The organism is Nitrospirota bacterium (assembly GCA_035516965.1).
GTDB lineage: Bacteria > Nitrospirota > UBA9217 > UBA9217 > UBA9217 > MHEA01.
On sequence record DATIZR010000066.1, the window covers coordinates 22,005 to 44,296 of the forward strand.

At 59.8% G+C, this 22,292-nt stretch carries 22 protein-coding genes; 17 read left to right on the plus strand and 5 right to left on the minus strand.

Annotation, left to right across the window (positions count from 1 at the left end; genetic code table 11):
• Positions 1 to 53 precede the first annotated feature (53 nt).
• Positions 54 to 215: a hypothetical protein gene (locus VL197_11010; protein ID HUJ18507.1), complete on the minus strand. Its 162-nt coding sequence runs from the start codon at positions 213 to 215 to the stop codon at positions 54 to 56.
• 653 nt (positions 216 to 868) lie between these two features.
• Between VL197_11010 and VL197_11015 the strand changes: the two genes are divergently transcribed.
• The 3 genes from VL197_11015 (at position 869) to VL197_11025 (ending at position 2,865) form a co-directional block, all read left to right on the plus strand.
• On the plus strand, positions 869 to 1,309 hold the full coding sequence (locus VL197_11015; GenBank protein HUJ18508.1) for a hypothetical protein: 441 nt from the start codon (positions 869 to 871) through the stop codon (positions 1,307 to 1,309).
• Between the two features lie 435 nt (positions 1,310 to 1,744).
• The gene (locus tag VL197_11020; GenBank protein ID HUJ18509.1) at positions 1,745 to 2,368 is read left to right on the plus strand and encodes a nitroreductase family protein; all 624 of its coding nucleotides are present in this window, start codon (positions 1,745 to 1,747) and stop codon (positions 2,366 to 2,368) included.
• Positions 2,369 to 2,409: 41 nt separating this feature from the next.
• Positions 2,410 to 2,865, plus strand: coding sequence for a hypothetical protein (locus VL197_11025; protein ID HUJ18510.1), 456 nt, complete (start codon positions 2,410 to 2,412; stop codon positions 2,863 to 2,865).
• A 68-nt stretch (positions 2,866 to 2,933) separates the two neighbouring features.
• On the opposite strand, the gene VL197_11030 is transcribed toward VL197_11025, so the two are convergent.
• Both VL197_11030 and VL197_11035 read right to left on the minus strand, forming a co-directional pair.
• Positions 2,934 to 5,600: an AsmA-like C-terminal domain-containing protein gene (locus VL197_11030; GenBank protein HUJ18511.1), complete on the minus strand. Its 2,667-nt coding sequence runs from the start codon at positions 5,598 to 5,600 to the stop codon at positions 2,934 to 2,936.
• A gap of 181 nt (positions 5,601 to 5,781) precedes the next feature.
• Positions 5,782 to 6,342 (minus strand): outer membrane beta-barrel protein, encoded by a 561-nt coding sequence (locus VL197_11035; protein HUJ18512.1) that lies wholly within the window; start codon positions 6,340 to 6,342, stop codon positions 5,782 to 5,784.
• Positions 6,343 to 6,664: 322 nt separating this feature from the next.
• Between VL197_11035 and VL197_11040 the strand changes: the two genes are divergently transcribed.
• From VL197_11040 to mltG, 14 genes are all read left to right on the plus strand, one after another.
• Entirely contained in the window at positions 6,665 to 7,273 is a 609-nt protein-coding gene (locus VL197_11040) for a co-chaperone GroES (GenBank protein ID HUJ18513.1), read from the plus strand.
• A 24-nt stretch (positions 7,274 to 7,297) separates the two neighbouring features.
• A complete protein-coding gene (locus tag VL197_11045; protein ID HUJ18514.1) occupies positions 7,298 to 7,888 on the plus strand; it encodes a type I restriction enzyme HsdR N-terminal domain-containing protein in 591 nt (196 codons plus the stop codon).
• A gap of 191 nt (positions 7,889 to 8,079) precedes the next feature.
• The gene (locus VL197_11050) at positions 8,080 to 8,931 is read left to right on the plus strand and encodes an ATP-binding protein (GenBank protein HUJ18515.1); all 852 of its coding nucleotides are present in this window, start codon (positions 8,080 to 8,082) and stop codon (positions 8,929 to 8,931) included.
• A 111-nt stretch (positions 8,932 to 9,042) separates the two neighbouring features.
• Positions 9,043 to 9,603, plus strand: coding sequence for a hypothetical protein (locus VL197_11055; protein ID HUJ18516.1), 561 nt, complete (start codon positions 9,043 to 9,045; stop codon positions 9,601 to 9,603).
• 49 nt (positions 9,604 to 9,652) lie between these two features.
• Positions 9,653 to 10,138 (plus strand): phosphatidylglycerophosphatase A, encoded by a 486-nt coding sequence (locus tag VL197_11060; protein HUJ18517.1) that lies wholly within the window; start codon positions 9,653 to 9,655, stop codon positions 10,136 to 10,138.
• A 108-nt stretch (positions 10,139 to 10,246) separates the two neighbouring features.
• Positions 10,247 to 11,479 carry a competence/damage-inducible protein A gene (locus tag VL197_11065; GenBank protein HUJ18518.1) on the plus strand — a complete coding sequence of 411 codons (1,233 nt, stop codon included), beginning with the start codon at positions 10,247 to 10,249 and terminating at the stop codon, positions 11,477 to 11,479.
• 114 nt (positions 11,480 to 11,593) lie between these two features.
• Positions 11,594 to 12,151 carry an RNA 2',3'-cyclic phosphodiesterase gene (thpR, locus tag VL197_11070; protein HUJ18519.1) on the plus strand — a complete coding sequence of 186 codons (558 nt, stop codon included), beginning with the start codon at positions 11,594 to 11,596 and terminating at the stop codon, positions 12,149 to 12,151.
• A gap of 61 nt (positions 12,152 to 12,212) precedes the next feature.
• Positions 12,213 to 13,334 carry a recombinase RecA gene (gene recA, locus VL197_11075; protein ID HUJ18520.1) on the plus strand — a complete coding sequence of 374 codons (1,122 nt, stop codon included), beginning with the start codon at positions 12,213 to 12,215 and terminating at the stop codon, positions 13,332 to 13,334.
• Entirely contained in the window at positions 13,335 to 14,645 is a 1,311-nt protein-coding gene (locus tag VL197_11080) for a type IV pilus twitching motility protein PilT (GenBank protein ID HUJ18521.1), read from the plus strand. It begins immediately after the preceding gene.
• Positions 14,646 to 14,663: 18 nt separating this feature from the next.
• Positions 14,664 to 15,158, plus strand: a complete 495-nt coding sequence (locus VL197_11085; GenBank protein HUJ18522.1) for a regulatory protein RecX — start codon at positions 14,664 to 14,666, stop codon at positions 15,156 to 15,158.
• Positions 15,159 to 15,406: 248 nt separating this feature from the next.
• Entirely contained in the window at positions 15,407 to 18,043 is a 2,637-nt protein-coding gene (alaS, locus tag VL197_11090) for an alanine--tRNA ligase (GenBank protein HUJ18523.1), read from the plus strand.
• A gap of 47 nt (positions 18,044 to 18,090) precedes the next feature.
• Complete coding sequence (locus VL197_11095) at positions 18,091 to 18,411, plus strand: phasin family protein (protein ID HUJ18524.1); 321 nt, start codon at positions 18,091 to 18,093, stop codon at positions 18,409 to 18,411.
• 19 nt (positions 18,412 to 18,430) lie between these two features.
• Positions 18,431 to 20,140 carry an AarF/UbiB family protein gene (locus tag VL197_11100; GenBank protein HUJ18525.1) on the plus strand — a complete coding sequence of 570 codons (1,710 nt, stop codon included), beginning with the start codon at positions 18,431 to 18,433 and terminating at the stop codon, positions 20,138 to 20,140.
• Between the two features lie 62 nt (positions 20,141 to 20,202).
• Positions 20,203 to 21,303 carry an endolytic transglycosylase MltG gene (mltG, locus tag VL197_11105; protein ID HUJ18526.1) on the plus strand — a complete coding sequence of 367 codons (1,101 nt, stop codon included), beginning with the start codon at positions 20,203 to 20,205 and terminating at the stop codon, positions 21,301 to 21,303.
• Positions 21,304 to 21,336: 33 nt separating this feature from the next.
• On the opposite strand, the gene VL197_11110 is transcribed toward mltG, so the two are convergent.
• Positions 21,337 to 21,741 carry a hypothetical protein gene (locus VL197_11110; GenBank protein ID HUJ18527.1) on the minus strand — a complete coding sequence of 135 codons (405 nt, stop codon included), beginning with the start codon at positions 21,739 to 21,741 and terminating at the stop codon, positions 21,337 to 21,339.
• Between the two features lie 72 nt (positions 21,742 to 21,813).
• Positions 21,814 to 22,292 (minus strand): HD domain-containing phosphohydrolase (locus VL197_11115; GenBank protein ID HUJ18528.1); only part of this gene is annotated, 479 nt, incomplete at its 5' end.

The following is a 22,292-nucleotide window of genomic DNA, read 5'->3' on the forward strand; positions in this document are numbered from 1 at the left end:
AAAAAGGCCCTCCGAATTGACGGAGAGCCATCTTTGTGCAAACAACAGGGATGTTACTTGTGCTCGGGAGCGGCGGGCGCCGTCGAGGTCATCGTCGACGTCATCGTCGTGGAAGACTGCACAGCGGGTTTCGGAGCCTCCTGCTTCTGGCATCCGGCAAAAGCGAACACCGCGGCGACCATCGCAACGGTGATGATTGCAAAGATCTTCTTCATGATTCTTCACCTCCTTTCATATTAAGTTAAGTGAGTAACAGCAGCGCGCTCGTCTCGATAGAAATGAATTGGGCGAAAAACGCGCAGCCGGAATGAATTGCTCTCGTGCCGGCACTGCCCGGACAGACCAGCGCAAAACGGACGGATTATATGCCTTTTAACAAAAAAATCAAGCAAGAAATATCTGACATTGAATCTTTGTTGTTTGACCTCATCCTCTCCGACGCCTTGCGATTTCTCTATCAAATTTTCTCTCTTTTTTCTCATGAACAACTCCAGAGGGCAGGTTGAAATTGACTTGTCTCTAGACGGTCTGATCATGCTGATACCTTTGCCTGACTTCACGCGCCTCCTTTGCTCCGTTCACATAGCATCTTTCGGCCCCGGAGGCAATCCAGCCATAGATCCAACTTTCCAACCGGTACAATAAGTCGGGATCGGTCACTAGCGTCAGCTTTCTGCATCAGTTTGAATTATTAAAAGCGTGACAACAGGAACATTACCGTGTGCCGCTTCTCCTTTAGCAGCAGGAGAAACATGAGACTTGAAAAAATATAATAAATATGAATATACGACTGGAAAATCCGTCGCTGCTCCCGGGGAGTAGTATAATGTTAATAGGTAGGTAATGCGAACAAAAGGAGGTGTTCTATATGAAAAAGACATTACTTATACTAATGGGAGTGGCCCTTACCTTTGCTCTTGCGACGACCCTCGCAGCAGCTGCGGGAGATATGAGCAAAGAGCCGTCGAACGGGGTCACATGCTTTGGACCGGGCGTAGTTGCGCTCGATGATGCGGCAATCCTTCCGATTCAGCCGCATGTTGAAGCAACGCTTTATGCAGAAGGTTCGGCGGCAGGAGGACCGCGTGAAAGCGTGCTGACCTATAACGGAGCAACGTGTTTCGGACCGGGCGTTGTCGCGCTCGATGATGCGGCAATCCTTCCGATGCAGCCGCATGTGGAGGCGAACCTGGCGGAAGGTTCGGCAGCAGGAGGTCTGCGTGAGGAGAAGTTGCCCTACAACGGAGCCACGTGGTTCGGACCGGGCATTGCCTCGCTCGATGATGGGGCAATCCTTCCCGTGAGATGACGGTCCGGAGAGTTCAGGTGCAGAAGAACCGGGCAGGGAAATCTCAACGAGTGTTACCGTGTCTCGTGTGGGGGTTGGAAGAGAAGGGACCCAGTAACAAAGTCTGATGTGCAGGCACAATGGAAAATCGTAAGCAGGCTGAAGAGGCCTGCTTTTTTAATGATGGGCGGCGCGCGCGGGAGGAGCAGGGTTTCTGGAGGATGCCGAGGCTGCTTGATAAACAGAGTTGGGTCTTTTGAGTTTAACTTCATCCTCTCCGAGCACCTCTGCGATTCTCCTTTCATTTTATCTTTTCATACTCACAAGGCGTATCTTCAACGAGCAGCTCGAAGATGACTTGTCTCTCGTTGGCTTTATTCGGCCGGCACCTTCGCTTGACTTCACGCGCCTCCTTTGCTATGTTCATCACATCTTTCGGCCCAGGAGGTGCTCCCCGTGCTCCCCGACGAATCCCTTTTAAACAGGAACGACACCCTCTGCACGATCAAGGCGCGCCGCAGCGTCCGGACCTTCACGCGGGACGAGGTTGCTGACGAGGAGATCAAGACCCTCCTGCACGCGGCCAACGCCGCCCCATCGGCGCACAACCAGCAGGCGTGGCGGTTCACCATTCTGCGCGGGAACAAGAAGCAGGAGCTGGCCCAGCTCGTGACCGCGGAATCGGCCCGATTTCCGAAGCCGGCAGCCGCGCTTCTCCGGATGGGCGCGAAGAGCGTCGCCTCCGCACCGGTGGTCATTGCCGTGTCGAACACGGGCGACCTGATCCGGCACGGCACCGAGCTGTTCAAGGTCGAGAAGGAGACGGCCCACGATTTCTTCCGGACCATGGAGATCCAGAGCTCTGCAGCGGCGGTGGAGAACATCCTGCTTGCGGCCGCGTCGCTCGGCCTGGGCGCGGTTTGGCTCGGGGTCCTCTACCTCATCAAGGACCCTGTGCTCCGGTTCCTCGGAGAGCCGGAGGGCGAGTTCATGGCCGTGGTGCCGGTCGGCAGGCCGGCGCGGCCCGGGAGCAGTCCGAAGAAGGAGCCCGTGGAGATGAAAGTGCGGATGCTGGAATGATTCCGGCTCAGGGAAGGAGGAGAGAGATGAAGGGATATGGCATGAATTATATTTCTCTGGCAGTTCTTGCATGTTGTCTGACCGTTCTTCCCCCGGGAGCCTTTGGCCAGGAGCACGGCTCCCATGCCGGGGCCGGGCCGGAACCGTCCCATCACAGGGGCGACCCGCTGCGCGAAGAGATGAAGACGCTCGACCGGGTGTTCCGCGACGTTGTGTCAGGCGTTGCCCTGGGTGACGGCGCGCGCGTCCACGGGGCGCTCGAGCAGATGCACGGAGCGATGGAGCATACCCACGAGGGCCTGCGCGAGGGGAGCGTGAAGCTCGGGAAGAACGCGGACCGCGTGAAGGAATTCGTCGCCTGGGACCGGCAGTTCCATGCCAGGCTCGAGGACCTCGCTTCTGCCGCGCACGCCGATGACCAGCAGGCCATGCTGAAGCTGACGAAGGAACTGCTGGACCGGTGCGTGGAGTGCCATCGCGTGTTCAGGGGCCGCTGACAATCACCATCGCTGCCGGAGAGGCCGTATCAGCTCCTCTGCAGGGTCGTCCGGGATCCGGCGCCTTCTCAGTCCGTTTTCCCGCCTCGGAAGAGCGGATCCACGACCTTGAAGGGTAGGTCCAGGATGCCCTCCATGATGTCCAGCACATGCCCGCCCACGGCCTTGGGATCGAGGAGGATGATGTTGGGGTTGTTGAGATCGCCCGACACGCGGACGGGCACGGTGATCAGCTTGTTTGCAAGGACCGATTTCAGGAGCGGGATCTTGCCCAGAATAGCTTCGATGGTCTTGAACGGCGCGACCAGGACCGTCATGTCAAGCTTGCCTGCGGCGATATCGATCTCCCCGTCAGCCACGAGGTTCAGCGTCTCGCCTTCAATAATTGCTTCCTTGAGCGCCAGCCTGCCGTTCTTGATGTCTCCCTTGATCCTGACCGACTTGTAGGCAAACCCGTCCCTCCCCATGTCCGGGAGCTTTCCCCTGAGCAGTTCGGTCAAATTCAAGAAAGCAAATATTCGCGACAGCAACGGATTGGTATAGAATCTTCCGTCCTTCGCGGAAAACGAGGCCCATCCCTCCAGGGAACGCAGAAGCTCCTCGTTATTTCCCCGGGAGTGGAGCCCGCCGAGAAAGCTGTACGTGCCGGTGACCCGCCTGTTGGTGGAGAAGCAGTCAAGCGCCGGTTCGAGCGGCTGGTCGATGACCGCGGGATTCAGGTCCAGTTGCACGCCGCTGTGCAGGATCTCAATGCGGCCCGGAACGGAGATGCCGCAAAGCTTCGACTCGATGACCTGTATGCCGACGCTGCCCCTCTGGTCGACGGAGATCCTGGCTTTCACCGGGCTGAACCGGAACTTGTCGATCGAGAAGTCCTTTGCAGCAAGGTTGATGATGCCCCGGACCGGAACGGCAGGGGCAGCCCCGGCTTTTGGGCTTTCGTTCTTGTTACGGCTGAAGGCCTGCTGGAGCATCGCCAGGGACAGGCTTTCCGCGGCGAGGTTCGCATCGAAGCGGAATCCTCCCTCTGACACGGTGACCGTGCCGGTGAGATCGAAGGGGTGGTCTCCATAGAGAAAGGACCCCTCCTTCAGGGTCAGCACCTTTTCGTCCACGCCGAGTTTGATCTGCCTGGCTGTGACCGCTACGCCGTTGCCGGGCCCATACGAGAGGTCGCCTCCCTCGAGTTCACCCCGCGCCGTGGATTCCCCGGGCTTGTCCAGAAGGATATTGGCGCGCAGGTCTCCCCGGATCCAGCCATGATGACCGGATGATCGTTCGAATATCCTGTTGAACGTATCTTCGCTCACTTTGCCCTGATAGGTGATTTCCATCTGTTCTGACCTTTTCCGCAGTGCCAGCGATGCTTTGTCCTTGCCATCCTCTACGACGAGGCGCTTGATGTCGAGTGCATGAGGGCTTTGGCGCAGGTCAACGGACACACGGGGGCCGTTCTGGATCGTCGCCGCTCCTTGGACGGTATACACCGGCCCCTTTTCCCAGGTGAAGCGAAGGGACTCAAGCGAGAGCGCCGCGCGAGGTATCAAATCAGGGGGCGGGTGCAGCGTGTGTGCTGCCCACACGATGCTGTCGTGCCCGATCCTCCCCCGCAGGGACAGGTCCATTGAACTCATCCCGTGGACCGAGCCGGCGAGCTTCAGCCCCGTCGTGATCGAGGAGTCCAGGAAGTCCGCGTCGAGGTTCTGCAGGGTCAGGGTCTTCGTCGTTGCTTTGAAGGAGCCGGTCCTGATCCGTACGGGGCCGGGGACGAGGGCGGATTGCACCTCGATCCCCTCCAGGCTGCCTGCAGCGTTCATCTCCCACCGCTCCTCGTGCAGCAGCGGGCCCGTGAAGGTCATCTCCGCAATCCTCACAACTCCCTTCATGCCTTGCACGTCCCGAAGCTTGTCTCCCAGGCGTCCCAGCCGCTGTCTGCGTTCGAAAAGGTCCTCGAGATAGATGATCGCCCCGCCCGACTCGATCCTGAGATAGGGGCTCCTTCTCCAGTGGAATGACGCGGTCACGCCCGACAGGGAGGACCGGCCTCCCGCCAGGTAGAGGTCTCTGACCGCGATGCCGCTTTTCCGCGTGAAGATCGCTCCCCTCAGCGATACCGGGCCCAGGTGCAGACCTTTCGCGGTGACCCCGATCTCGAACCCCCCGGGAATGAGGGCGAGGGAGCCGGCAATTTCGTCCGCCCTGATGATCTCGCTCCCGCCTTTGCGGAGAACGATCGTTCCACGGTTCACCTCGGCAACAAAAGCGGGACCCACAGATTCTATCGATGTGGCAGCGGTTTCGATATCGCTCCGCGTTTCCTCGAACAGAGCGCGGGGTTCCTCGGGAGCTGCCTCCGGTTCCTCCTTGAGGTCCATGCTTAAGGCGGGATCGTCCAATTTAACCTTCGCTATCCTGACCCTCCCCGTGAGAAGCGGCAGCACTTCCGGGTAGATGCGGGCACGAGGGATCGTGATGTCCATGCTCCCGGCAACGTTCACGCGGACCTGGTACAGCGCCAGCCGCGGCCGGGGAAGCAGCGAAAGACGCAGGCTCCGGAAAGTTACCATATTACCGGTTCTTTGCTCAACGCCCTGGCGAACCCTGTTCTGGACCGGCGCCCGGTTAATAAGCCACGTTGTTGTCAGCACCAGGATGATCAGAAGAAGGGGGATGGACAGCGCAGTTGCGGCGATCCTCCGGGCAGTCCGGCTCTTTTTTGTGTTCTCGACACTCATGGGAGGAGGTGGTCCTTTATTTTATTACTATACGTCGTCCTGGCCGTCTTTGCAATGCATCGAGTCGAATCGGGACCATCTCCCGCGTTGAACAGGGGGAGGGGCGGTTGTTGCGCCTCCGAGTTCGCAAAAAAAGCCGCGGTGGACGACCGCGGCTTTTGGGGAAGACTGCGAGGAAAACCTAAAAATGGTAAGCGGCACCGAATTGCATGCTGAAGTAATCGTCCGAGATCAGGTGGATGCTTGCAACGGCGAAGGCACTGACCTCGGGACTGATGGAGAAGTCGACCCCGGCACCCGGCGTGATACCCAGATTCACTTCGCTCTTCGAATGCTTCCCCATGAACAAATCGAAGGTGTCTTTTTTATCGACGCTTGTTTCAACACCGGCTTGGGCGAAGAGTTTCAACTGGTCGGCCACCGGGAAATAGTAGCGTGCGCCGATTGTGATCGGCATGCGCGTAAAGTCCAGTCCTATTCCGAAGAAATCCCGGCTGAAATTGTAGTAGCCAAGGTCGATCCGAGCCTGGAGATTCTTATCGATCGAGTCCAGCATATACCCGGCGCCGAAATTGGCGCCGAAGCCGGCATCGAAGTCTCCCGACCCGCTTCCGAACCCGATCGAGCCGTCTATTTCATAGGGGCCCGGTTTGGAGCCTGCCGCTGCCGCGGTCGTGGGAATCACGGTCGTGACCGTCAACACGAGGGCAAGAGTAAGTACTGCGGTGATCGTTCTTTTCATTGATCATTCTCCTTTCAGTGTCAACACCCTGTTTTGGTGAGCACAGTTCCATTTTTTCTCTGCGTGCCTTGAAAAAAAGCTTCTGAAGCCACAATGACCTGCGCAAGATCCTTTCGGACGTCACCAACCAGGTTCACCCCAGGAATGGTGAACGTAACCTGTCAGAAGATAGCGCTCGTTTCTTCTTTTGTCAAGAAATAGTTGTTAGGTTTTTGGCGGCCTATCGGCTTAGATATTTTGACTCGACGTATTCTTTTCAGTATAATAAGCACACAGGAAGTAATGGAGTAATCCCGTTTCGCGCTCACCTAAGGAGGTCCGTATGAAGTTGATCCCGCTGCATGATTGGGCTGTAATAGTGCCGGCGCAGGCGGCTGCCATGACTGCCGGCGGACTGTATATCCCCGACTCGGCGAAAGAGAAGCCCGAGGAGGGCGTGGTCGAGGCGATCGGTCCCGGCGCCCTGGAGGAAGAGAAAACAGGCAGGAAAAAGGTTGCACGGGAGGAGCGGAAATTCATCCCGACGACCGTGAAACCCGGCGACCGCGTTCTCTACGAGCGCTGGGCGGGCAGGACCCATACGCTGGGGAAAGAAGAGCGGGTGCTCGTGCGGGAGCGGGATATCCTTGGCCTGCTCGAGAGGCCGCTCGAGATACCGGCGGTCACTGCTTCGGGAAAGCCGACGGCGATCGTCGCCCGGCCGGTCCCGCCGGTGCCGACGAAGAGGGCGCAGGACCTATTAGCCACGAAGGTCAAGGAAAAGCCAAAAAAGAAGGCGCCGAAGCCCGCCGCAAAAAAGAGCGCAAAGAAGTCGGGAGGCAAGAAAGCAAAGAAAACAGCGAAGAAGGCCGTTGTCAGGAAGAGCGCTGCCAAGGCCGCGCCGTCCAGAAAAGGGAAGGCCGGGAGCAAGAAGGCGGGAAAGAAGAAATAAGACGCCGGGAAGTATTGGTGAACCATGGAAGACGAAAGCGTGGCACGTGAAAAGAAGATCATTGCGATACTGAACGAGGAGATCGAGGACGGGGCCGATCTCGCGGCGGAAGCGCGCCGCATGGTGGAGTATCTTCTGCTGGAAAAGAAGGGCTATGCGCGGGAAGAGGTCCGGAAGAACGTGGTATTCGATGTGGTCCTCGACAAGGAGCGGCTCACTTCATCCGTGGATTTCCTGGTGACCGTGGAGGGGAAAAAGGCGATGATCATCAAGTGCGCCGCGGGATCTCTCGCTTCCCGTGAGCGCCAGGCCCTGGCGGCTGCACGGCTGATCGGCGATCCGCCGGTCCCGATCGCGGTCGTCGCCGACCCGGAGACGGCGGAGGTGCTCGATGCCGGCACGGGCGAGGTCATCGGCGAGGGGTTCGGAGCGATCCCCACGCGGGACCAGATCGCGGGCCTCCTGTCGGAGAGGCGGCCAGTAACGCTTTCGCCGGTGCGCATCGAAAGGGAGAAGCGCATCCTCCTGGCCTTTGATGCGATCCGGTGCAGCGTGCCGCGCGGCGCAGACGGCGGGGTCCGGATCGGGCCGGAGCCGGGGAAGGACAAGTGCTGATGTCTCGCTGGCAGCGCCGGGGCACGTCGAAGAAGGGCACATAAATGAATATTCTTTTTGTGCCCTTCGTGTCTCGGGTGGCCCTCTTGTTGGCCACTGTGTGATACCGCGCTTACTTTATTATCGTCCGGTCTTTCTAGCCTGCCGCGTCATTCCTGGTTCATCTGCGGCCCCTGACATTTTCCATCTCCATGACCCAGATCACCGAAGAAACCTTCGAACAGATACTCAAATCCTTCATCCGCTCGGAAACGATCGACTTGAGCAGGGTCTCCTTCATCGACCCCTACGGCATGCTGGCGCTCCTCGAGATAGGCGAGCTCTGCCAGCTCGAGGACGTCAGGAAGACGATCATCCTTCCCCGGTCCGCTGATGTTCTTTCCTACCTCGACCGGATGGACTTTTTCACTCATGCCCGGCGAACCTTCTCCCTGGAAGAATCATCCGGCCGGGCTGCCGGGAAGCCTCAAAAAAGCATTGATTCGGACGTGCTGCTCGAGATAACTCCGATCGAGAAATCGAACGACATCCATTTCATCGTCGGGAAGGTGAGGGACCGCGCCCAGGCCATCCTCGCGGCCCACCTGCACTATGATGAGAGGGCCATCAGCGGGTTCATCGTCGCCCTGTCCGAGGTCTGCCAGAACATCATCGAGCACAGCGAGAACAAGGGCTTTGTCGGCATCCAGAAGTACCGATTCCCGAAGCTGGACAAGAACGTCGTCAAGATAGCGGTCATGGACATCGGCATCGGGTTCCGAAGATCGCTTTCCGGCAGGTTCAAGCTCAGGGGCGATCTCGAGGCCATCGAAAAGGGGCTGCTCCACGGCGCGTCGCGCTACGAAGACGAGGGCAGGGGGCACGGTCTTGCCGCGGTGCGTCGTTTTATCACGCAGTGGAACGGGAAGCTTTCGATCCGCTCCGGCACCGCCAGGCTTTCCATCGTTCCGAAATGGGCCCGGGGCAGGGAGCAGGAGCACGGCCTTACCCTTTTTCCGGGAGCGCAGATCAATATTCTCCTGCCCGAAATCCATTCGCAATAACCGTCATTCCCGCGAAGGCGGCAATCCCAGGCCTCAGGTACATAAAATTTCCCCTTGACAAAAGTCTGCATATATGGTTCAATTGATTCAATTGAAGCATGGTGGGTCTTTATGGCAAAGTATGACCTTTTAAAACTTCTCAAGGAGGAACTCGGCAACGGCTCGAAGGACCTCGTGACCCGGCCGTCGGGGCAGGCGATCCGGGAGCGGATCGAGCGCGACATCGAGAAGGAGCCGGAAGGATCGGTGATCGCCCTCGATTTCTCGAAGATCGGTGTGATCGACTACTCCTGCGCCGACGAAGTGATCGCCAAGATCGTGTCGCGGCTGCTCTCCAACGAGTACGGCGACCGGTACCTGCTTTTAACGGGCCTGAACGAGAACCAGCTGGAAAACATCGAGGTGGCGCTGGAACGCAAGGACCTTGCCGTGCTTGCCGAGACCCGCGACGGGGCCAGGACCGTGCTGGGGAACCTGAACAATTATCTGAAAGACACTTTCGACGTGATCGCAAAAAAGAAAAAAGTGACGTCCAAGGACCTGGCCGATGCGCGGAAACTCGAAGCAAACACGAGCGGCACCAGGCTCTTGAACCTGCACAAGAAGCGGCTGGTGAGACGGGTCGAAGAGGTCCGGACGGACGGAAAGATATGGGTGTACGAGACACTGTGAGACACCGGCCGGCCTTTTCCATTGACCGGCTGCGAAAGGCAATGATAGAATGAACGCCGCTGAACAGACGGAAAAGGGAGGATTGAGAAGGGGACTGATCCTTTTCCTGGCGCAGGGCGCCTGGTCGGGGAGGTCTCCCTTCGCGCCGGGCACCGCGGGGACAATGGTTGCCGTTCTCCTGTACCTGCTCCTTGCCGGTCTGCCCGCTGCCTGGTATCTCGCCGCGTGCGCCGCGGTGACCGGGATCGCGATCTGGATTGCCGATGAGGCGGAACGGATGCTGGGCAGGAAGGACGACGGGTCGATCGTGATCGACGAGATCGCCGGGTATCTCGTTTCGATGGCCCTGGTGCCCGCCGGGTGGCTGTTCATCGCCGCGGGGTTCTTCCTGTTCCGGGTGTTCGATATCATCAAGCCATTTCCGGCAAGACGGCTGCAGGACCTGCACGGCGGCCCGGGCATCGTGCTGGACGACATCGCGGCGGGGGTGTATACGAATATCGTGCTTCGAGTAATCTGGTACTTTGCGAATTGAGGATCCGTACCGGACGGGTGTTTGAATACCGGTATGTGTGCGGATTGCGGGATGTGAAGCAGGAATTTTTTCTATCCGTGTTTATCCATGGTTGCCTAGAGGGTGCTCATGCGTGCTGAGATCATAGCGACCGGCAGCGAACTGCTCTCCGGCGTTCCCGAGACGAATTCCCTGTTCCTGTCCGAGGAACTCCTGTCCCTGGGGATCGAAACGGCCTTCAAGACCGTCGTGGGGGACGATGAGAAGGACATGGAAGACACCTTCCGCAGGGCCATGGACCGGGCCGAGGTGGTGATCATCTCGGGCGGGATAGGCCCGACCGAGGACGACATCACGCGCAAGGTGGTCGCCAAGATCGTCAAGAAGCGGCTCGTGCTGAATGAGGACGCGCACAAGGCGATCCATGAACGGCTTGCGGGCAGGGGAAAGGACGTCCTGGTCGCGAACGACCGGCAGGCCCTGATCCCGGTCGGCGCCCGGCTTCTGCGCAATCCCGTGGGCATCGCGCCGGGTTTCTTTCTCTTCGAAAAGGACTCCTTTATCGCGGTGCTGCCCGGCGTTCCGCGGGAACTGTACGCCATGTTCCGGGAAGAGCTGAAACCGGCGCTCGCGGAGCGGGCCTCGGGAAGGCTGTTCCTCAGGCGGAAAGTGCTGCACACCTGCGGCATTTCCGAGTCGGCAGTCAACAAGGCCATCCAGGACATCATGCGCAGGGCCGAGCCGAAGGTGGGCCTGACCGCGAAGGAAACCGGGGTGGATATCCGGATCATTGCTCCCGGCACCAGCGCCGACCAGGCCCAGTCTCACGCGGACCGGACCGAAGCCGTGATCAGAGAAAGGCTCGGCGACGCGGTCTACGCCGCGGACGGCCAGACCATGGAAGAGGTGGTCGGCGCTCTCCTCAAACAGCGGAGGCTCACGCTCGCCGTGGCGGAGTCATGTACCGGCGGCCTGATCGGCGCCCAGATCACGAACATCGCCGGAAGCTCCGGGTATTTCGACCGCGGTGTGGTGACCTACAGCAACACCGCCAAGACGGAGCTGCTGGGAGTGCCGGCGGGCCTGATCGACCGCCACGGCGCGGTCAGCAGCGAGGTCGCAAAGGCCATGGCGAAGGCCGTCAGGGAATCGGCGAACGTGGACATCGGCCTTTCCGTCACCGGCATCGCCGGCCCGGGCGGCGGGAGCGAGCAGAAGCCCGTGGGCCTGGTCTACACGGCGGTCGCGACAGACCGGGGAGTGCAGGCGGTCGAGCACCGGTTCCTCGGCGACCGTGAGCAGATCCGGCTGAGGTCCGCGCAGATGGCGCTGGATATGGTGAGGAGATACCTGATCGGGTGAGAGGACCGAAGACAGAGGGCAGACGAGAGGCAGAGACGGGGGACGAGAGACAAGGACGGGAGAATCGAACGTCAATTTGTATTCTGAACGGTGGTCATCTGTACCCTGATAGATATGCGTTCCTTCATCGCCATAGAGATACCCGAGGCCATCAAGAAACAGATGGCCGAGGCGCAAGACCGGCTCAAGGGTTCGGGCGTGGAGGCGAGCTGGACCAGGCCCGAGGGCATCCATCTGACGCTCAAGTTTCTCGGAGAGATACCGGCAGCGCTGGTCCCGGACATCGAGCAGGCGCTCTCGGGAGCGGTCTCGGGCAGGGGAAGGTTCCGGCTTGCCGTCGGAGGGGTGGGCGCGTTCCCGAATGCGAACAACACGCGCGTGGCATGGATAGGCCTTTCGGGGGACCTCGATCAGCTCACGCGGCTGCAGGAAGCGGTCGAGGACGCAATGGCCCGGCTTGGCATGGATCGCGAGAACAGGGCGTTCAAACCGCATCTCACGCTCGCGAGGGTCAAGTACATCCGGTCCCGCGACCAGTGGCGCAAGGCGCTCGACGAGATCAGGGACATCAAACTGCCGGAGTTCGAGGTGACCGGCGTCAGCCTGATGAAGAGCGAGCTCAACCGGAGCGGCGCCGTGTACACGGAGATTGCAAAAGTGGGACTGCGATAAAGGGACAGTCGCTGAAACAAATCAATTCGATCAGCCGCGCTGCGGCGAAAGGAGATACACCATGGCGGACAAGGAACGGTTGAAAGCGTTGGAACTGGCGGTGGGACAGATCGAGAAGCAGTTCGGCAAGGGCTCGATCATGCGGCTGGGCAGGGAGGAAGTGCCGGCCAACATTCCCGCCATTTCCACGGGCTCCCTGGGGCTTGACATCGCGCTCGGCGTGGGCGGCGTGCCGAGGGGAAGGATCGTCGAGGTCTACGGGCCCGAGTCGTCGGGCAAGACCACGCTGGCGCTCCATATCATCGCCGAGGCGCAGAAGGCAGGCGGCCAGGCCGCCTTCATCGACGCCGAGCATGCGCTGGATGTCATCTACGCGCGCAAGCTTGGGGTGCGCACCGACGACCTTCTGATATCACAGCCGGATACGGGCGAGCAGGCGCTCGAGATCACCGAGACGCTGGTCCGGAGCGGCGCCATCGACGTCATCGTCGTGGATTCCGTGGCGGCGCTCACGCCGCGTGCCGAGATCGAAGGAGAGATGGGCGACGCGCACATGGGGCTCCAGGCGCGCCTCATGAGCCAGGCGCTCCGCAAGCTGACGGGCGCCATCAGCAAGTCCAACACCACGCTCCTCTTCATCAACCAGATCCGCATGAAGATCGGCGTGATGTTCGGCAATCCCGAAACGACCACGGGCGGCAACGCGCTCAAGTTCTACGCCTCGGTCCGGCTCGATATCCGCAAGGTGTCGGCCGTCAAGGAAGGCGAGGAAGTGACCGGCGGAAGGGTGAAGGTGAAAGTGGTGAAAAACAAGATAGCCCCTCCCTTCCGGGCCGCTGAATTTGATATAATGTTCAACGAAGGAATCTCGAAGACCGGCGAGATCATCGACATGGGCGTCGAGAAGAACATCATCGAAAAGAGCGGCGCCTGGTTCTCCTACAGCGGGACGCGCATCGGCCAGGGACGGGAGAATGTGAAGCAGTTCCTGAACGAGCACCGGGACATGATGGCCGAGATCGAGCTCAAGGTGCGGCAGGCAGCGGGCCTCCCGGTCAGCGGTGCAGACGCACCGGCCGCGGAGAGCGGCGCGCCGGCGAAAGACAAGGAAGCCGCGCCGGCTCCCGAGAGGGTAATAAAGGCCGCGAAAGGCCAGAAATCAGAGAAGCATGCGGAGGCATAAATGAACCTGAACGAACTGCTCAAAGTGACCTTTGAAAAGCGGGCTTCGGACCTGCACGTCAAGGTCGGCGTTCCGCCGATCCTCAGGATCGACGGGAAGCTGACGCCGCTCGAGACCGAAAAGCGGCTGACCCAGGAGGACGTGCTCGCCACGGCTCAGGGCATCATGAACCCCGTCCAGAAGGCAAAATTTACCGAAAAGAACGAGCTCGATATGGCCTATGCCGTGCCGGGCCTCGGCCGCTTCCGTGTGAACGTTTTCAAGCAGCGTGGCAGCGTGGGCATGGTCTTCCGTCTCGTACCGGCCAAGATCCTGAACTTCGAGGAGCTCAATCTCCCCGTCGTCCTCTCAAAGATTGCCGCCGAACAGCGGGGCCTCATTCTCGTGACCGGTACGACGGGCAGCGGCAAATCCACGACGCTCGCTGCCATGATCGACTTCATCAACACCAGCCGCACGGCCAACATCGTCACCATCGAGGACCCCATCGAGTTCCTGCACCGCGACAAGAAGAGCATCGTGAACCAGCGCGAGATCGGCGCCGACACGTTCTCCTTCGGCGACGCGCTCCGGAGCGCGCTCCGCCAGGACCCGGATGTTATCCTGGTCGGCGAGATGCGCGACTTCGAGACGGTCTCCACGGCGTTGACCGCGGCAGAGACCGGCCACCTCGTCCTCTCCACGCTGCACACCCTGGACGCGGCGGAAACGATCAACCGTATCATCACGGTCTTCCCGCCCTACCAGCAGAAGCAGGTCAGGATGCAGCTCGCCTCGGTGATCAAGGGCATCGTATCGCAGCGCCTCGTCCCGAAGGCGGACGGGAACGGCCGCGTCGCCGCCGTCGAGATCATGCTGGGGACCCTGTCGGTCCGGGAGGCCATCATCGACGACAACAAGACGCGCCAGGTCCCGAGCATCATCGCCGCGGGCCAGATGCATTACGGCATGCAGACCTTCGACCAGTCGCTCCTCGGACTGTACAGGAAGGGGATGATCACCTACGAAGAGGCGATCACGACGGCAAGCAACCCGGACGACTTTGCGCTGAAGGTGAAGGGAATCCAGTCGACGAGCGATATCGCGGCCGACGAGGACGAGGCGCGGAAGCGCGGCGCAAAGCCCGCAGGAGGCATTCCCGGCAAGGTCGGCGGGGCCGCTCCCGGCTCGACGACCGGAAAGCCCCTCGGGGTTCCGTCCCGCTACGGGAATACGCCGCCGGCGGACAGTCAGAAATCCGGAGAGGCACGCGAGTACACCGGAGGGTCTACGGACTCGGACTTCAAGATCGACCGGTTCGGCGACAAGTAGCCCGACAGGGAGCGCGGGATGCCGAACGAGGGACGGGATGAAAAGGAACTGAAGCAAGCCAGGAACACGGCCTACCGCTTTCTCGCCATCCGCCCGCGAAGCAGGGCCGAAGTCGAGAAGAAGCTCCGCGAGCGGGAGTTCCCTGCCAATACGGTCAGCGCCGTTGTCGAACAGCTCCTCCGGTTCGGCTATCTCGATGACCCGAAGTTTGCCCGTCAGTGGGCCGCGGCGAGGGTGCGGACCCGCGGGTTCGGCAGGCGGAGGATAGAGCTGGAACTCCGACAGAAGGGCATCGGCCGCGACACCGCCCATGAAGCGCTTGCCGAAGCATTCGATGATTCATCGGAATCCGAGATCGCCCGCCGTGAAGCGGAGAAGAAGCTAAGGACCCTCGCCCGCTTCACACCGGATGTGCGGAAACGGCGGCTTGCGGGATTTCTGGGACGGAAGGGGTTTTCAGGCGAAGTCGTCCGGGAAATGCTCCGCATGGTTCCCCGGCAGGAGACAGCGTAGGCCGGGGTCCTCGTCGTGACGCAAGCGCTCTGTTGCCGGTTGAAAGACAGCTCGTGATCCCTCCCTGTTCAGGCCTGGTTGAAGAAGCACCTCAATAATCTGTTGAATTATTCCCCCTTTTCTGCTATTTTCCTCTCTGTTCCTGCCGTCACCCTGAGCGAAGCGAGAGGTCCTCTTCCGGGAGATCCTTCGCTGCGCCCGGAATCAAGCGCCCGGGGCAATCTACTTCCATTTCAACGAGGTGTGTTGTGAAAGCCAGCGACCTGCGCAAGCTGTTCCTCGAATATTTTGCCGAGCGGGGGCATAAGATCGTCCCCAGCTCTTCCCTCGTTCCGAAGAACGACCCGTCGCTTCTGTTCACGAACGCGGGCATGGTCCAGTTCAAGGGGGTGTTCCTCGGCGAGGACGTGCGCGACTACAAGCGGGCAGTGACCTCGCAGAAGTGCGTGCGCGCCGGCGGGAAGCACAATGACCTCGAGAACGTCGGCCACACGGCCCGGCACCATACGTTTTTTGAGATGCTCGGGAACTTCTCCTTCGGCGACTATTTCAAGAAGGAAGCCATCGGGTTCGCCTGGGAGTTCCTGACCGACAAGGTGAAGCTCCCGAAGGACAAGCTCTGGGTCACGATCTACAAAGACGACGATGAGGCCTTCCAGCTCTGGCAGCGGGTCGCCGGCGTCAAGCCCGACCGAATCGTGCGGCTGGGCGAGAAGGACAATTTCTGGGCAATGGGCGACACGGGTCCGTGCGGGCCCTGCTCCGAGATCATCATCGACCAGGGGCCGGAGATGTCCTGCGGAAAGTCCACCTGCGCCGTGGGCTGCGACTGCGACCGGTTTCTCGAGATCTGGAACCTGGTGTTCATGCAGTACAACCGCGACGCGACGGGCAAGCTCACGCCGCTGCCCAAGCCTTCCATCGACACGGGCATGGGGCTGGAGCGTCTCTCCGCCGTGTGCCAGAACGTGCGGTCCAATTTCGAAACCGACCTGTTCCAGCCGATCATCAGGGAGATCGCAGCCATGGCGGGCGTCCCGTACCACAAGGACGAGCAGACCGACATCTCCTACCAGGTATGCGCCGATCATCTGCGCTCGATGACGTTCCTGATCTCCGACGGCGTGCTGCCGTCGAACGAGGGCAGGGGATACGTGCTGCGCCGGATCATCCGGAGGGCGAGCCGCTACGGGAGGCTGATCGGCATCCAGAAGCCGTTCCTGTACCGGCTCACGGGCGCGGTGGTTGACGCCATGCGCGCGGCGTACCCGGAGCTCGTGGACTCGCGCGAGCACGTGGCCAAGGTCGTGCTGCTGGAGGAGGAGCGGTTCGGACAGACACTCGATTCCGGCATGGCGCTCCTGAATGAGGCGGTCATGAGGCTCAAAGCCGGCAAGAAGAACAGGATCCCCGGCGACGTGCTGTTCAAACTCTACGATACCTTCGGGTTCCCGCTGGACCTCGTTGCCGACATGGCGCGGGACATGCACCTGGAGATCGACGAGGAAGGCTATCACCGGGCCATGCAGGAGCAGCGCGACAAGGCGCGGGCTGCCTGGGCGGGATCGGGCGAGGAAAAGATCAAGCCGGTCTACAGGGAGGTCGCCTCCGGAGTCAGGAAAACCGTGTTCAACGGCTACGGGCTGCTCGAGGGAACCGGAGAGGTTCTCGCGATCATTCAGGGCGATCGCCAGGTGAAGGAAGCGCGCGAGGGTGACGAGGCAGAGATCATCCTGGACCAGACGGTCTTCTATGCGGAGTCCGGGGGGCAGGTCGGAGACAAGGGTGAACTGCTTGGGGAGGCTGCCAAGTTCGAGGTCTCCGACACGGTGAAGCCGGTCGAAGGGCTGTTCATCCATCGGGGCAAAGTGAAGAAGGGCGGCTTCAAGGTCGGCGATGCGGTGCTCGCGAAGGTGGACGCCGGAGACCGGATGGACACGGTGCGCCACCATACGGCGACCCACATCCTGCATGCCACGCTCCGGTCGGTGCTGGGCGAGCACGTGAAGCAGGCGGGGTCGCTCGTGGCCCCGGACCGCTGCCGGTTCGACTTCACGCACTACACGGCGCTCACGGAGCGCGAGAAGGAACGGATCGAGGAGCTGGTGAACGAGCGGATCATCGAGAACCACCCCGTCGAGGTCGTGGAAATGGACATCGACCAGGCGATCTCCACGGGCGCCATGGCTCTTTTTGATGAAAAATACGGAGACAAGGTGCGCGTCGTGACCGTGAAGGACGTGAGCAAGGAGCTCTGCGGCGGCACCCACGCAGGTGCCAGCGGCGACCTCGGGCTGTTCAAGATCGTTTCGGAGTCGGGCATTGCGGCCGGAGTGAGGCGGCTCGAGATCCTCGCGGGCAGGCGCGCGTACCAGGCGGTCCGGAAAGAGGAGCAGAGCCTGCGAGAGATCGGTCAGATGCTGAAGGCCTCGGACCCGGACGTGGCCGGTCGCGTGGAGAGGCTCGTGAGCCAGTTGAAGGAGACGGAGAAGGAACTCGACCGGTTCAGGCACAAGATGCAGGCTTCCCAGGCGGGGGCCATCATCGAAGATGCCAAAGTGATCAGCGGTGTCAGAGTGCTGGCGAGGCGCGTGGAGAACATGGACCCGAAGGACCTCAGGGACTTCGGCGACAAACTGCGCGACAACATCAGGAGCGGCATCCTGGCGCTGGGGTCGGCCAAGGACGACAAGGTGAGCCTGATCGTTATGGTCTCGAAGGACCTGACTGGCCGCTTCAACGCCGGAACTATCATCAAGGAACTGGCTTCCATCCTCGGCGGGACCGGTGGCGGGAAGCCGGACCTGGCCCAGGCGGGGGGCAAGGATCCGGCCAAACTGGACGCGGCCCTGGACGCGCTCTATGGTATAATAAAAAAGGGATAGGTCTTTCGGCGGATACTTTAACGGAAATCACAGCCAAGGAGGGTACCATGACGGTTGCGGAGATCATCAAAAAGGCGATGCTGGCAGGTTTGGGTGCACAGGAAAAGGCAAAGGAATTCGTTGACGAACTGGTCAAGGCCGGCGAGCTCTCGAAGAGTGACGCCTCGTCTCTGGTCAAGGAGTGGGTCTCCAAGGCGGAGGACGGCCGCAAGGAATTCGACCATAAGATCAAGGACGCCGTCTCAGCGACATTCGAGAAACTGAACATCCCGTCGCGGGATGACATCGAAAAGATGGAAAAGAAACTCCAGAATATTTCCGCACGGCTGGCGAAGCTCGAGAACACGGAAGAGAAGGGCGCGGCTTAACCCGTCGCCCAAAACGCCCATGTCGCTGCTGGGTTTCTGGAGAAGACACTACCGGGACATTCCCCGCGTCAGGCAGATCATCCTGGTGGCGACCCGACACGGGTTCGGTCAGCTGGTCGAGCAGCTCGGACTGCAGCGGTTCGTATCGTTCGGGAGAAGGGTCCTGGCATTCAGAAAAGGGCCCCCCTCTGCTGACGAGCGGCGGACCACGCCTGAGCGGTTGCGCATCATGTTCGAGGAGCTCGGACCATCCTTCATCAAGTTCGGGCAGGTTCTTTCCTGCAGGCCTGATCTTCTTCCCGTCGAGTACGCACGCGAACTCTGCAGGCTCACCGACTCCGTTTCACCCTTTCCCTTCGAACAGGCAAAAGAGATCATTGAACAGGACCTCGGGGCTCCGCTGGAAGCCCTGTTCCTCGAGTTCGACCCTGTGCCGGTCGCGGCCGCTTCGATCGCGCAAGTGCACCGGGCCGTCCTGCTCGACGGCAGCGAGGTCATGGTCAAGGTCCAGCGCCCCCATATCGACCGGATCATCGACCGCGACATCAGCATCCTCCAGGGGATCGCAGAACTGATGGACGCCTACGTACCCGAGATCGCCGTTCATAATCCGAAGGGAATCGTCATCGAGTTCGCCCGCACGATCCACCGGGAGCTCGATTTCTTCATAGAGGCGTCCAATGCCACGCGGCTCCGGCGCAATTTCGAAGGGAGCAACGTGATGTACGTTCCCCGGGTCTATTCTCCCTTGACGACCCGGCATGTCCTCGTGCTCGAGCGGATCGAAGGCATCCGGATCGATGATCTCGACGCGATCGACCGGCAGGGCTTCGACCGTCATAGCATCGCCAAGGCGGGGGCGGATGCCTTTTTCAAGATGGTCTTCCAGGACGGCTTCTTCCACGGCGACCCTCACCCGGGCAACCTCTTTATCCTGCCCGACGGCAGGCTAGCGCCCGTGGATTTCGGCATCGTGGGCAGGGTCACCGAAGAGAACATGAGCTACTACAGCGATATCCTCATTGCCATCGCGGAGCGCGATTTTGACAAGCTCATCGACCAGTACGTGAACATTGGGTTCCTCTCCGACGAGCGGATGGACCGGGACACGCTGCGCCGTGAGTTGAAAGAGGACCTGGAAGAATTTTTGGAGCCTTATTACGGGATGTCGGTGAAGCAGGTGGATCTGGGCGCTTACCTGGACCGTCTGACGCAGATTTCCATCCGCTTCAAGCTGCGCATGCCCCAGAACCTGTATCTGGTGAACAAGACCCTGCTGACGATCGACGGCATTCTCCGGCAGCTCGAGCCTGATTTCAACCTCGTCGAGATGGCCGAACCCTATGTCGCACGGCTCATCAGGAAACAGAAGGATCCGCGCCGTGCGGCAAAGGCGGCCTGGAACAGCGTCAAGGAGTTCCAGAACATGTTCACGTCCGTCTCACATCAGTCGCAGACGCTGATCCGGAAACTGGTGCGGGATGATCTGCATATCAACGTGAGGCACGAGGAACTCGACCGGTTCATACGGGACGTGGATAAATCGAGCAACCGCCTTTCTTTCAGCATCCTGACGGCGGCCATCATCATCGCCTCTTCCATCGTGATCCATTCCGGCCTCGGTCACAGGATATTCGGCTTTCCCATCTTCGGCGTGATCGGATACAGCATCGCGGCAATCCTCGGGTTCTGGCTCCTGATCGGCATCCTGCGGTCGGGCCAGCTGTGAATCGCTCTTCTGCCTAAAAAAACCATTTCAAAATGATGGCTCCTGCGTTATAATAATAAAGTATGAAGATTGTCGACCTTGTTCGAGAGGCTCTGGCGTCAGGTGCGAGGGGGGCCCGGAAACATCCCTGGCCGTCCTTCCTGTTCGCCACGTTCACGCTGATCATAGCGATTCATTTCTACATCGCGCTTTTCGTGCCGCCGACCAAGGAAAAGGTCTGGAAGGAAGTGCAGGTTACGGAGGGCATGAGCTTCAAGGCGATCGCGGCATCTCTTCAGAAGGAAGGCGTCATCCGGTACCGCGGCTATTTCGAGATCATCGGCAGGCTGCAGGGCATCAGCCGGAAGGTGCGCGTGGGGTATTACGGCCTGCACACGAATATGCGTCTGTGGGACGTGCTGGAGGCGCTGAGAAAGGGAAGGATCATCGAGTATGAGGTGGTCATCCCCGAGGGCTATAATCTCTACCAGATCGGGTGGACGCTCTCGAACACTCCCTTGCTCTCCGATCCCCAGCAGTTCATAAAGCTGGCGAAGAACCGTGAGTTCGTGCGATCACTCGGGGTCGAAGCGGACACGCTGGAAGGTCATCTCTTCCCGGACACCTATTATTTCCCCAAGGGCATCAAACTCGAAGACATCCCGAAGAAGATGGTCCAGCGGTACCAGGCGGTCTTCGTCGGCAGCTACCGGTCCCGCGCGGAAGAACTCGGGATGACCGAGCAGCAGGTGCTCACCCTCGCATCGATCATCGAAAAGGAGGCAAAGGTCTCGTCGGAGCGTAAGCTCATCTCGGCCGTATACCACAACCGGTTGAAGAAAGGGATGAAGCTCCAGGCGGACCCTACCGCGGTCTATGGCACAAAAGCCTGGATCACCAAGGTGACCAGGCAGGACCTGAAGCGTAACTCACCCTACAACACCTACCTCCACAAGGGGCTCCCTCCGGGACCGATCGCTAACCCCGGCGAGGGAGCGATCCTCGCAGCGCTCTATCCCGAGCCCGTGGACTATCTCTTCTTCGTCGCCCAGGGGGACGGCAGTCACTATTTCTCCAATGATTACGGGACCCATGAAAAGGCCGTGGGCAGGTACCGCACGAACAAGAGACAGGCGAAGCTGAACCACAACATGAAATCCACGAAAAAGCAGAAGCAGGAATAAGGAGCTCCTCAGGCGAAGCAGGACCAGGATGAGCTACTCAATCTGGATCGTGAACCCGGAAAACTCACTGAAGGACAGCATCGCATCCGCGAGACCCGCTTTGTCGAATTTCCCATAGGCCAGAGAGTCGTCGTGGAGCCTGATTGTTTTCCGTGCCCTGTCGATTTCGAATTTCCCGCCGCCCACAATGGTCCAGGCCGTATCATAAATATCGAACCGCTTCCGTTCCGCATCGTAGCGTCCATCTATCCCCTTGTCCATGCAGAACCGCTCAACGATGTTCGCGTGGTATTTCGTAAACTCCGTGGGTGAAAAAACAAGATAGAGCGACGCTCCATTCCTGATCTGGACGAACTTCCCGCCGGTCACCGCCGGGACAGCGGTCCTTGCGACCTCTTGATAGTAGAGCTGCATATAATCGATAAAAATGATAGCCACTCATATAGTATAGCCGCAATTGTAGAGTGGATTGGGGTGGGAAAGAGGAAAAGCACTGAGAATGGTGCACTGTCAAACATCTTTTGACCGTCCCCCTTCATCTGCTATGATACCGTGCAAATTGCCGGGAGGAGGGATGCCCCTTTTTTCCTTTGAGATTCTGGTCTCGCCAAAGTGAATCTTCGCCTTGCGATAATGAGCTACCAGAGCCTTAACAACACTCCAACCTATCTGGTTTCTTTCCGCCATCCTGGTAATTTCCTCCAAGGCGGTCCTGTTATCGTACGAACGGAGTCTATAGGGCCTCGGTGAAACAAGTGCATCGTACACGTCACAGGTGGCAATGATCTCCACCATGTGGTCATTCAGATGAATGCCGCGGGGATATCCCGAAGCGTCCCTCCGCTCGTGATGATCTCTCGATATCCTGGCGGCAAGGCTCTGCGTGTCATGCAGGTAATGGCAAAGCAAAACATATCCTGCAGCCGCGTGATGTCTGAGGATTCTGAGTTCATTGCGGGTGAGGGGGCTATTTTTCTTCAAGATGGGCA

Excerpts from the sequence above, each read along its gene's own strand:
- VL197_11045 (HUJ18514.1), top strand. The coding sequence starts at position 7,298 with ATGGAAGACGAAAGCGTGGCACGTGAAAAGAAGATCATTGCGATACTG.
- VL197_11095 (HUJ18524.1), top strand. The coding sequence starts at position 18,091 with ATGACGGTTGCGGAGATCATCAAAAAGGCGATGCTGGCAGGTTTGGGT.
- VL197_11080 (HUJ18521.1), top strand. The coding sequence starts at position 13,335 with ATGAACCTGAACGAACTGCTCAAAGTGACCTTTGAAAAGCGGGCTTCG.
- VL197_11010 (HUJ18507.1), bottom strand. The coding sequence starts at position 215 with ATGAAGAAGATCTTTGCAATCATCACCGTTGCGATGGTCGCCGCGGTG.
- VL197_11030 (HUJ18511.1), bottom strand. The coding sequence starts at position 5,600 with ATGAGTGTCGAGAACACAAAAAAGAGCCGGACTGCCCGGAGGATCGCC.
- VL197_11085 (HUJ18522.1), top strand. The coding sequence starts at position 14,664 with ATGCCGAACGAGGGACGGGATGAAAAGGAACTGAAGCAAGCCAGGAAC.
- VL197_11025 (HUJ18510.1), top strand. The coding sequence starts at position 2,410 with ATGAATTATATTTCTCTGGCAGTTCTTGCATGTTGTCTGACCGTTCTT.
- VL197_11060 (HUJ18517.1), top strand. The coding sequence starts at position 9,653 with ATGAACGCCGCTGAACAGACGGAAAAGGGAGGATTGAGAAGGGGACTG.
- VL197_11040 (HUJ18513.1), top strand. The coding sequence starts at position 6,665 with ATGAAGTTGATCCCGCTGCATGATTGGGCTGTAATAGTGCCGGCGCAG.
- VL197_11065 (HUJ18518.1), top strand. The coding sequence starts at position 10,247 with ATGCGTGCTGAGATCATAGCGACCGGCAGCGAACTGCTCTCCGGCGTT.
- VL197_11100 (HUJ18525.1), top strand. The coding sequence starts at position 18,431 with ATGTCGCTGCTGGGTTTCTGGAGAAGACACTACCGGGACATTCCCCGC.
- VL197_11050 (HUJ18515.1), top strand. The coding sequence starts at position 8,080 with ATGACCCAGATCACCGAAGAAACCTTCGAACAGATACTCAAATCCTTC.
- recA (HUJ18520.1), top strand. The coding sequence starts at position 12,213 with ATGGCGGACAAGGAACGGTTGAAAGCGTTGGAACTGGCGGTGGGACAG.
- mltG (HUJ18526.1), top strand. The coding sequence starts at position 20,203 with ATGAAGATTGTCGACCTTGTTCGAGAGGCTCTGGCGTCAGGTGCGAGG.
- VL197_11015 (HUJ18508.1), top strand. The coding sequence starts at position 869 with ATGAAAAAGACATTACTTATACTAATGGGAGTGGCCCTTACCTTTGCT.
- VL197_11035 (HUJ18512.1), bottom strand. The coding sequence starts at position 6,342 with ATGAAAAGAACGATCACCGCAGTACTTACTCTTGCCCTCGTGTTGACG.
- VL197_11055 (HUJ18516.1), top strand. The coding sequence starts at position 9,043 with ATGGCAAAGTATGACCTTTTAAAACTTCTCAAGGAGGAACTCGGCAAC.
- thpR (HUJ18519.1), top strand. The coding sequence starts at position 11,594 with ATGCGTTCCTTCATCGCCATAGAGATACCCGAGGCCATCAAGAAACAG.